This is a genomic window from Kitasatospora sp. NBC_00240 (genome assembly GCF_026342405.1).
GTDB lineage: Bacteria > Actinomycetota > Actinomycetes > Streptomycetales > Streptomycetaceae > Kitasatospora.
In genome coordinates this window covers 2,176,730-2,186,884 of record NZ_JAPEMU010000001.1, presented here as the reverse complement: position 1 = coordinate 2,186,884, position 10,155 = coordinate 2,176,730, and the positions used below count along the sequence as shown (strand labels likewise).

Annotated in this window: 8 protein-coding genes; 5 read left to right on the top strand and 3 right to left on the bottom strand. The window is 74.9% G+C overall.

The genetic code is table 11. The features are described 5' to 3' along the window. Positions 1-11 precede the first annotated feature (11 nt). The 4 genes from OG689_RS09160 to OG689_RS09145 are packed head-to-tail and all read left to right on the top strand — an operon-like array spanning position 12 to position 5,537. Entirely contained in the window at positions 12-824 is an 813-nt protein-coding gene (locus OG689_RS09160; RefSeq protein ID WP_266319245.1) for a polysaccharide deacetylase family protein, read from the top strand. A gap of 55 nt (positions 825-879) precedes the next feature. Further along, the gene (locus tag OG689_RS09155; protein ID WP_266319243.1) at positions 880-2,880 is read left to right on the top strand and encodes a glycosyltransferase; all 2,001 of its coding nucleotides are present in this window, start codon (positions 880-882) and stop codon (positions 2,878-2,880) included. A 50-nt stretch (positions 2,881-2,930) separates the two neighbouring features. Then, a complete protein-coding gene (locus tag OG689_RS09150) occupies positions 2,931-4,283 on the top strand; it encodes a glycoside hydrolase family 16 protein (RefSeq protein WP_266319241.1) in 1,353 nt (450 codons plus the stop codon). A 21-nt stretch (positions 4,284-4,304) separates the two neighbouring features. Continuing rightward, positions 4,305-5,537 carry an ATP-grasp domain-containing protein gene (locus OG689_RS09145; protein ID WP_266319239.1) on the top strand — a complete coding sequence of 411 codons (1,233 nt, stop codon included), beginning with the start codon at positions 4,305-4,307 and terminating at the stop codon, positions 5,535-5,537. A 58-nt stretch (positions 5,538-5,595) separates the two neighbouring features. Here the strand turns inward: OG689_RS09145 and OG689_RS09140 are convergent, their stop codons facing one another. Both OG689_RS09140 and ribA read right to left on the bottom strand, forming a co-directional pair. Continuing rightward, positions 5,596-6,819, bottom strand: a complete 1,224-nt coding sequence (locus OG689_RS09140) for an NAD(P)-binding domain-containing protein (RefSeq protein ID WP_266319237.1) — start codon at positions 6,817-6,819, stop codon at positions 5,596-5,598. A gap of 151 nt (positions 6,820-6,970) precedes the next feature. Then, positions 6,971-7,594: a GTP cyclohydrolase II gene (gene ribA / locus OG689_RS09135; RefSeq protein ID WP_266319235.1), complete on the bottom strand. Its 624-nt coding sequence runs from the start codon at positions 7,592-7,594 to the stop codon at positions 6,971-6,973. 242 nt (positions 7,595-7,836) lie between these two features. On the opposite strand from ribA, the gene OG689_RS09130 reads away from it, so the two are divergent. Beyond that, complete coding sequence (locus tag OG689_RS09130) at positions 7,837-8,601, top strand: VOC family protein (RefSeq protein ID WP_266319233.1); 765 nt, start codon at positions 7,837-7,839, stop codon at positions 8,599-8,601. On the opposite strand, the gene lnt is transcribed toward OG689_RS09130, so the two are convergent. Then, positions 8,577-10,139 carry an apolipoprotein N-acyltransferase gene (gene lnt / locus OG689_RS09125; protein ID WP_266319231.1) on the bottom strand — a complete coding sequence of 521 codons (1,563 nt, stop codon included), beginning with the start codon at positions 10,137-10,139 and terminating at the stop codon, positions 8,577-8,579. The genes OG689_RS09130 and lnt overlap by 25 nt on opposite strands. Positions 10,140-10,155 lie beyond the last annotated feature (16 nt).

Here is a 10,155-nt window from a genome sequence, read left to right as displayed (position 1 = left end):
GAGTGTTGATCATGATGGCCGTGCCGGTCTTCCTCTACCACTCGGTGTCGGACGACCCGCCGTCGTGGATCGCGCCCTTCACCGTGACCCCACGCGTCTTCCGGGAGCAGCTCGACCGGATCACGGACAGCGGCCTGTCGGTGGTACCCCTGCGCCGACTGGTCTCCGCCCTCCACGGCGGACCACCGCTGCCGCCCGGCTCGGCCGTCCTGACCTTCGACGACGGCTTCGCCGACTTCTACTGGACGGTCGCGCCGGTCCTCGCCGACCTGGGCATGCCGGCCACCCTCTACATCACCGTCGGGGCCGTCCACCCGCCCGGCGGGCAGCCCACCGGCAGCCTGCTCCCGCCCGCCCGGATGCTGAACTGGCGCCAGGTCACCATGCTGGACGCCGTCGGCATCGAGATCGGCGGCCACTCCCAGACCCACGCCCAGCTGGACACCGTCCACGCCCGGCAGAGCGCCGACGAGGTCGTCGGCAGCAAACGCCGGCTGGAGGAGGCGCTCGGCCACGAGGCCACGGCCTTCGCCTACCCGCACGGCTACTCCAGCCCCGCGCTGCGCACCAAGGTGCGCCAGGCCGGGTGGACGTCGGCGACCGCGGTGGGCAACAGGTTCAGCTCGAACGCGGACGACCCGATGCGGATCTCCCGCCTGATGGTCCGCAACGACACCCCGCCGGCCGTGTTCCGCGACTGGGCCGCGGGCCGCGGCGCCGGTGTGGCACCGGCCCCCGAACGCCTGGCGACCAAGGGCTGGCGGACCTACCGGCGGCTGCGGGCCGCGCTGGGCAGCCCGGTCGGCGGACCGGAGTTGCTGTGATGGACACCGTGCGAGACCCGTCACCGTGTGGCGGCCATCCCGAGGAGGCAGTCGGATGATTGAGCAGCAGATCACCGACACGCCGCGCCCGCCCACCCGCCGGGCCCGCCGCTCAGGCCCGGCCGTGCGGCCCGTCCGCCCGACCCTCCGGCAGCGGCTCACCGGCCCCGGCGGGCCGGGCCGGGCCGGCTGGGCGGTTCGCGCGCCGCTGCCGATCGCGATGATCCTCTGGCTGCTGGCGCTGCGCGGCGCCCGCCTCGACCGGATGGGCGACCTGGGACTGCTCCAGGCGCTCCCGCTGCCGTTCTGGCTGGGCCTGGTGGTCATCACCGTCGGCTTCGTCGCCGTGCTGCGCGACCAGAAGCTGCCGCAGCGCTGGCCGGCCGCCTACGTGCTGGGCCTGATCGCGATGGTGCACGCCACCCCCAGCGTGCTCTACCCGACCCTGCGGTACGCCTGGGCCTGGAAGCACATCGCCATCGTCGACGCCGTGATGCGGCACAACGGCACCGTCCCGAACGCCCACGAGCTGGACATCTACAACCGGTGGCCCGGCTTCTTCGACCTGAACGCGCTGTTCCTGCGGGCGACCGGCCTGCACTCGGCGCTCGGCTACGCCTCCTGGTACCCGGTGCTGGCCAACGTCCTGCTGATCGGCCCGCTGCTGCTGATCTACCGCTCGCTCACCAAGGACCGGCGCCTGGTCTGGGGCGGGGTCTGGCTGTACTTCGCGACCTCCTGGGTCGGGCAGGACTACTTCGCGCCCCAGGCCTTCGCCTACTTCCTGTTCCTGATCGTGATCGGGCTGGTCCTGCGCCAACTGGCGGCCCGGCGCGCGGCGGCCAAGTCCCCGGCGGCCAAGTCCCCGGGAGCCGAGCCCCCGGCGGCCAAGTCCCCGGCGGTCGAGTCCCCGGGAGCCGAACCTTCGACCGTCGAATCCCCGGGAGGCGGGGCGCCGGGCGCGCGGGCCCTGACGCTGCTCGCCGACGCCCCCTCCCGCGGCGGCTGGCGGCTCGCCCCGTTCGGGCTGCTGCTGGTACTCATCGGGGCCATCGTCACCTCACACCCGCTGACGCCGATGATGCTGATCAGCTTCCTGCTGCTGCTCGCACTGCCCCGGGCCAACCGCGCGGTGGTGCTGCCGGTGCTGGCCGCCGCGGCCGGCATGACCCTGCTCTGGGACGCCACCGTGGCACGCCCGTACCTCGCGTCGAACATCAGCGCCCTGGTCGGCGCGCTCTCCTCGCCGGACCGCAACGCGGTGTCGGGTTTCGCCGGGCTGGCCGCCGCGGCGCCGGCCCAGGTGATGGCCTCCTGGGTGGACCGCGGACTGACCGCCACCGTCCTGCTGTTGGCCTTCGCGGCGGTGCTGCGCCGCCGCTGGCGCCGGACGCCGCTGCCGCTGCTCCTGCTGGCACCGTTCCCGCTGCTCCTGGCCAACCCGTACGGCGGCGAGATGATCTTCCGGGCCTACCTCTTCGCCCTGCCGGCCGCCGCCTTCCTGATCGCCACCCTGATCGTCCGGACGCCGCGCTTCCCCCGGACCGGGACAGTGGTCCGTTCGGTGGTGCTGCTGGCCCTGCTCGCCGGGACGCTCTGCGGCTACTACAGCAAGGAAGCCATCAACTACTTCACCCCGCAGGAGGTCGCCGCCGGTCAGTACCTCGCCGAGAACGCGCCGCCCGGCTCCCAGATCGTGGTCCTCACCGCGGACCTGCCCGGGTTCGAAATGCGCTACGAGCAACGGGTGCGCACCGTGCTGGCCCAACAGAGCGTCGCCGACCGGCAGGCCCTGCTGGCCGACCCGGCCTCCACGTTGGAGAGCACGATGTCCGACCCCCGGGTGGTCGGCCCCTCCTTCCTGGTGCTGACCCGGGCCCAGGCCGCCGAGTGCGAGCTGACCGGGGTCTTCCCGGCGGACACCCTCGGGAAGGTGCGGCTCGCGGCGTCCGACATGTCGACCCTGCGACCGGTCTTCGCCAACCACGACGCCGTGGTGTACCGCCACGTGACGCCGGTGGCCGGCACCGGCCTGTTCGCCGCCCGTCCCCGGTGAGGTGGGCACAGTGGCCGGCAGGTGGGCACAGTGATGAGGTGGGCACAGTGATGAGGAAACCGCCGTGGATCACCCCGCGCGGGGTGCTCGCCCTCTCCGGCTGGGCGGCCCTCGCGGCCACCCGGCTGCCGGTCGCCGACCCGTTGCGGGTCGCGCTGACCACCGCCTTCCTGCTGTTCTGCCCGGGCCTCGCCCTGGTGCTGCGGGCCCGGCCCACGCCGGGGCCGCTGGCCGCCTGGCCCGGCCGGTCGGCCGCGGCCGCCCTGGTGGTGGCGCTGAGCACCTCGGCGGCACTGCTGGTGGCGGTGGTGTTCTTCCTGGGCGGTGTGTTCACCGTGGCCCGGGCGCTGGCCGTGCTGGCGGCGCTGACCACGGCGCTGGTGCTGCTGCCGCGCCGCCACCGGACCGCCCCCGAGCAGGTGCGGCGGCCCTCCAAGCCACCCCCGACGGAGGCCGGGGCGGTGCGGCCGCCCCCGCCTGCGGCCGCCCCGCCCGGCCCTGGCCGCCGGACGGCGCAGCGACGGGCCGGCGGCCTGCTGGTCGCCGTCCTGCTCCTGTCCGGCACGGCCTGCGGCGGCGCCCTCGGCAGCTCCGGGCGGCCGCTGACCGCGGACCCCGAGCCGTCCGGCACCCCCGGGACGGCCCAGGCGCCCGTCCTCACCGACCAGCCGGTGGCCCCCGGCCCCTGGCACCAGGTCTTCCGGGACGACTTCGACGGGACGGTGCTGAATTCGGCCGACTGGGTGACCTGCTACGACTGGGTGCTCGGCGGCGGCTGCACCAACGCGGGCAACGGCGAGGAGGAGTGGTACCAGCCCGGCCAGGTCGGGGTCGCCGACGGCGTCCTCACCCTGAACGCCCTGCGCGGCAAGCAGCACGGCAGCGACGGCCGGACGTACCCCTGGGCCTCCGGCATGGTCAGCACCGGCCGTGACTCGTACGACAGTCAGCCCCGCCACACCTTCACCTACGGTTACTTCGCCGCGGCCATCAACGTTCCGGCGGAGCCAGCCGGGTTCTTCCCGGCCTTCTGGCTGATTCCCGCCGAGACCCGCGGCACCCCGCCGGAGCTGGACATCGCCGAGTTCCCCAACAGCAACCAGTCCGTGAACATGAATCTGCACTGGCGTACCCCCGACGGCAACGACGCGCACGTGGGACGCTTCTTCGGGCCGGCGGACTTCGCCTCGGGATACCACGTCTTCGCGTTGGACTGGGAGCCGGACTCGGTCACCTGGTACGTCGACGGGGTACAAAGGTTCCAGGTGACCGATGCCTCGCAGGTCCCGAACGTCGCGATGGAGCTGGTCATCAATCTCGCGGTGGGGTACCTCCAGTCACCGCCGCCCACCGTCGACTCCGCCCAGCTCCACGTCCAGTGGGTCGGGGTCTGGCAGCACTGAGAGACCCGAGGAGACGCCGGCATGGGACGCAGCGGACCAGCCCTCGACCCCGAGGTCCCCGTGCTCGCGGTCAAAGTGGGGCGCTACCCGCAGACACCGAGCCACCTCGGTGCGGTGCGCTCGTTCGGTCGGCTCGGCGTGCCCGTCTACGCCATGGTCGAGGACCGGTTCACCCCGACGGCCGTCTCCCGCTACCTGACCGGGGCCTTCGTACGGCCCAGCACCGGGCGGGAGCCCCCCGAGGAACTGCTGGCGGCCATCGTGGCCGCCGGCCGGGCGATCGGCCGGCCCAGCGTGGTGGTGGCCACCGACGACGAGTCCGCCGTCCTGCTCGCCGAGCACCGCGAGGAGCTGGCCCCGTACTTCCTGCTGCCGCCGGTGCCGGCCGCGCTGCCCCGCCGGCTCGCCAACAAGGTGGACCTGCACGCGATCTGCCAGGACGCCGGCGTGCCCACGCCGCACGCCTGCGCCCCGGCGGACCGGGCCGGCCTGGTCGAGGCGGGCCGTCGCTGGGGGTACCCGCTGGTGCTGAAGAACCTGGAGCCGTTCACCCGGCTGCGCCACCCGGTGGTCGGCCACACCACGGTGATCAGGGACGAGGCGGAGCTGCTCGCCGCCTGGGCCCGGGCCGCGCCCGCCGACGGCCGGGCCTCCGTCCTCGCCCAGGAGTACCTGCCGGCGGCGCAGGCGGAGGACTGGATCACCCACCTGTGCTGCGGGCCGGACGGCGAGCCGCTGGTGCTCTTCACCGGCCGCAAACTGCGCTCCTGGCCGCCCGGGCGGGGCGTCACCGCGCGGGCCCGCGCCTGTCCCAACCCGGAGCTGGCCGAGCTGGCGGCCCGGCTCTGCCGGCGGATCGGCTACCGCGGCGTCGCCGACCTGGACTGGCGGCTGGACCTCCGCGACGGCCGCTACAAACTGGTCGACTTCAACCCGCGGACGGGCGCGCAGTTCCGCCTCTTCGAGACGGAGGACGGGGTGGACGTGGTGCGCGCCCTGCACCTCTCGCTCACCGGGCGCCCGGTGCCCCCGGGAGCCCAGCTGTCGCGCAGCTTCGGGGTGGGGCAGATCGACCTGCTGTCGGTGCTGGCCACCTCCTGGGGGGAGCGCCGCCCGCCGCGTGACGTCTGGCCCCGCCGGACCACCGAGCGGGCCTGGCTCTGCCGGGACGATCTCGCGCCCTCGGTCGCGGAGGTGGCCCGGTTCGGCTGCTCCGTGGCACGGGTGCTGGCCGGGAGCGTCCGCCGGAGCTGAACCGCCCCCGGCCCCTCACCCGCGTGCCGGCTCCCGCGCGCCAGGGGCGCCGCTTCGGTCAGCGCCCCTGCGCGGCGGCGATCCCCCGGCTGGTCCGGCCGGCGGCGAAGGCGGTGCCGCAGACGAAGCGCAGGACCGGCCCGAAGGTGTCGGCCGCCGAGAGCCCGGTGAAGTACAGCCCGGGGACGGAGGACTCGAAGCTGGCGGAGAGCCGTGGTGCGCCGCCGTTCCCCCGGCGCACGGCCCGGCGCAGTCCCTGGTCCAGGATGTCGAGCCGGTCGATGTCGACCCCGTACCCGGTGGCGGCCAGCACATGGTCGGCCTCCAGGGTCTCGCTCCGCCCGCCCGGCCCCTGGAGGCCGAGCCGCAGCTGCCCGTCGGCCTGCTCGACCGAGCGGATCGTGCACCCGGTCAGCACCGGCACCCGGCCCTCGACGCGGTCCCGCAGCCACCAGGCCCCGGACGGGCCGAGCACCGTGCGCACCAGGTGCGCCCGGGTGCTGTCCGGCAGGTACGGGAAGGCGTGCGGGGCGCGGCTGAAGGCCACGTGCGACCAGCCGGGGCCGAGGTTGGAGCCGGGCTTGGCCAACCGCCGGGGCAGCCCGCGGTCACCGCTGAGGTCGCTCTCGGGCGGGGTGCCGAACAGCACCTGCCCCGTCCTGGCGACCACGGTCGCCGTCGCGCCGGCCTCGGTCAGCAGCGCGGCGCTCTCCAGCGCGGACTGGCCGGCGCCGATCACCGCGACGCGCTGACCGGCGAAGGCGGTCAGGTCGGCGTGGTCGCAGGTGTGCGAGGCCAGGCCGAGGTCGAGGAGCGGGGCCAGTTCGGCCGGCACCCGGGCGTACGGGCGCAGTCCGGTGGCCATCACCACCGCGTTGCTGGTGTAGCTCTCGCCGCCTTGGAGGGAGACCTGGAACCCGTCGCGCCGGTACTCCACGCGGGTCACCACGGCGCGCTCGACCTCCGGCACGCAGCGCCGCTGGAACCACTCGCCGTAGCGGATGAACTCCTCGACCGGGATCGGGTACCTGTCGCCGACCGGCGGTTGCCCCTGCCCGGCCCGGAAGTCGCTCAGGCGGTGGGTGCCGTCCGGGTCGGAGATGTTCGAGGCGCGCGGGGTGGACTTCAGGTACATCCCGCGCGGCATCCAGGCCCGCCAGCCGTCCATCGGCTCGCCCAGCACTCGGGCGGGTACCCGGTGGGCGCGCAGGTGGGCGGCGGTGGCGAGGCCGTACGGTCCGGCGCCGATCACGGTGACCGGTACGGCGGCCGGGCCGGTCACGTCGGTCGTCCGGGGCGCCGCAGGCCCGGGGTGGGCAGGATCCGGTGGTGCACCGGCATCAGGTGTCCTCCTTCTGCGGAAGCCCCCAGACCAGAGTGCACCGCCCGGCGGCCCCCGGCATCCAGGGCCGCTCGGCGCCCTGGATGCCGGGTCAGCCGACCAGGCTCGGCAGGTCGATGGAGTGGCCGGTGCGCTCGACCTTGGCCCGGAGGTAGCGGACGTTGCTCTCGGACAGGTGCACGCCGGTCGGCACCCGCAGCCCCACCTCGACGCCGAGCGCGGACAGCTGGGCCGCCTTGTCGGGGTTGTTGCTGAGCAGGTCGATCGCGGGGGCGCCGAGGGCGGCCAGCATCTGCGCGGCGGCCGTGTAGTCCCGGCCGTCCTCGGGCAGGCCGAGGGCGGTGTTGGCGTCGTAGGTGTCCAGGCCGGCGTCCTGCAGGGCGTAGGCGTCCAGCTTGTTGTAGAGGCCTATGCCGCGGCCTTCCTGGCGCAGGTAGAGCAGGTACCCGCCGGCCTCGCTGATCCGCTCGACGGACTCGCGCAGCTGCGGCCCGCAGTCGCAGCGGTCGGAGCCGAACACGTCGCCGGTGAGGCACTCGGAGTGCAGCCGCACCAGCGGGGTGCCGCGCACCTCGCCGAGGGCGAGCGCCAGGTGCTCGGCGCCGTCGGTGAGGCCGTGGAAGGTGAAGACCTCGGCGTCGGCGTGGTAGCCGTCGGGGAAGGTCAGCGGGATGCGCACGCGAGAGCGCACGGTGGCGGTGCCGTGCTGCGGCATGCCGGGCCTCCGATGCTGCGGTGGGTGGTCCGGAGGGCGGGAAGGCCGGATCCGAACGGGTGGACGAGGATCGACCGTACCTCGTAGTTCCAATTTGAACAACTCCCTTCCGGGGCTGCCGTCACGTTCGGCCCAGCAGCCCCGCGCCACCCGGCCCGCCCCGCCGCATTCTGTGGAAGGGCGCATCCCCGAGGGTCGGGGACCGACCGCCCACCCGGACCGCCCGAGAGGAACGCGGACAGATGAAGCAGACCGAAGTGACCGTCGGAGCACCCAGCTGGGCCGAGATCACCACCGCGGACCCGGCGGCCGCCAAAGCCTTCTACGGCGAACTCTTCGGCTGGCGCGCCGAGACCGACCCGCGTCCGGAGGCCGGCGGCTACACCGTCATGCACCTGGGCGACGTCGCGGCCGCCGGCCTCAGCCCGCTGTACGGGCCCGCGCAGCGCACCGCGTGGACGGTCTCGTTCGCCGTCGAGGACGCCGACGCCATCGTCGCCCGGGTCACCGCCGCCGGCGGGCAGGTGTTGATGGAGCCCATGGAGGTGCTCGACATCGGCCGGTTCGCGGTGGTCGCCGACCCGTCCGGCGCGGCCTTCTCGCTCTGGCAGGCCCGCACCTTCGCCGGCGCCGGCGTCTTCAACGACCCGGGCGCCCTCGGCTGGGTCGAACTGCTTACCCGCGACACCGGGGGAGCCGAGGCGTTCTACCCCGCGGTCTTCGGCTGGACGATCAACGTCGTCGAGTCCTACACCCAGTGGGGCCTGGACGGCGCCGACTTCGGCGGGATGCTCGCGATGGGCGAGCAGTTCCCGCCCGACCTGCCGCCGCACTGGCTGCCCTACTTCGCCGTCGCGGACGTGGACGGCACCGCGGCCCGGGCCGCCACCCTCGGCGGGGAGGTCCTGATGCCGGCCACCTCGGTGCCGGCGGGCCCGCGGATCGCCGTCCTCAAGGACCCGCAGGGGGCCGCGTTCGGCGTCTACCGGGCAGGCACCGGGGGCTGATCCGCGCCGGCGACCGGCGCGGCCGGCCCGGCGCCGCCCGCCGGCCGCCGCCGGGTCCGCAGCGCGAGGACGCCGGCCGCGGCCGTCACGGCCACCGCGGTCAGCGGCACCACGTCGCCGATCCGGTCGTACACCGTGCGCTCCTGCGGGGCGGCCAGGGCCAGGCGCACCGTCAGCGCGCCGGTGCGGTCGGTGCCGAGCCGGGCCAGCTCCCGGCCCTGGGAGTCGAAGGCCGCCGAGACCCCGGTGAGCGAGGCCTGGACGACCGGGCGCCCGGTCTCGGCGGCCCGCAGCGCGCCCAGCGAGACGTGCTGCTCGGGCGCCCAGGTGTGCTGGAAGGTGGAGGTCGAGGACTGGTAGACCAGCACCCTGGCCCCCTCGTTCGCGGCGGCCCTGGACATGTCGGGGAAGGCCGATTCGAAGCAGATCAGCGCGCCCACCGGCAGCGGCGCGCCCGCCCGGTCGGTGACCGGCAGGACGTGGAACGCGGTGCCCGGGGCCCGGTTCTCGCCGGCGGCGCGGCTGACGCCGGCGATCCAGCCCAGCGCCGGCCGCAGCGGGATGTACTCGCCGAACGGCACCAGCCGGATCTTCCGGTACCGGTCGACGATGCCGTCCGGGTCGATCAGCACGGTGTCCTTGGAGATCCGCCCGTCGGCCTTGCGGGCGTCCTCGCCGGCCAGCAACTGGGCGCCGGTGGCCGCCGACAGCCCGCGCAGGGCGGCGAGCGTGGCCGTGTCGCGGTCCAGGTCGGCGGTGGTGCTGCTCTCGCCCCAGACCACCAGGTCCAGCGGCTGCCCGGCCAGCGCGGCGGTCGCCCGGACACTGGCGTCCAGCCGCTGCCCGGCGTCCTCGACCACCCCCGGCTGGATCAGCGCGACCGTCGCGGACCCCTCCGGCGCCGGCGCCGTCCGCAGTGCGAACAGCAACGGGCCGGCCAGCAGGACGGCGGCGGCGGCGCCCACCGCCAGCGCGCGGACCGGCCGGCGCCGGGCGCACAGCAGCACCGTGACCGCCGTGTTGACGGCCACCACGGCGGCGCTGACCAGCCAGATCCCGCCGACCGAGGCCAGCGCGAGCACCGCCGGGTGCTGCCACTGGGTCGCGCCCAGCAGCGCCCAGGGGCCGCCCAGCACATGCCAGGAGCGCGCGAACTCGGTGGTCACCCAGACCGCCGGGACGACCACCAGCGCGGCCAGCGCCCGGCGCGCGGTCACCGGCGGGCGCAGCAGCCGCCACACCGCCAGGCCGACCGCGCCCTGCAGGGCGCCGAAGAGCAGCGCGAGCGGCAGCAGCCCCGGGCCGATCGAGGGGATCAGCCAGTACATCGCGGTGAGGATGAAGCCGGCGCCGAACCACCAGCCCCGGACGGCCGCCTCCCGGGCGCCCGGGGACCGCTGCATCAGCAGCAGGCCGGGGACCAGACAGACCCAGGCCAGACCGCCCAGCCCGGCGGCCGGGAAGCACAGCACCGGGACGGCTCCGGCGACCAGTGAGGCGTAGCGAGGGGGCTGGGTCAGGGCGGCTCGGAGTGACATCCTCCGATTGTCCGCT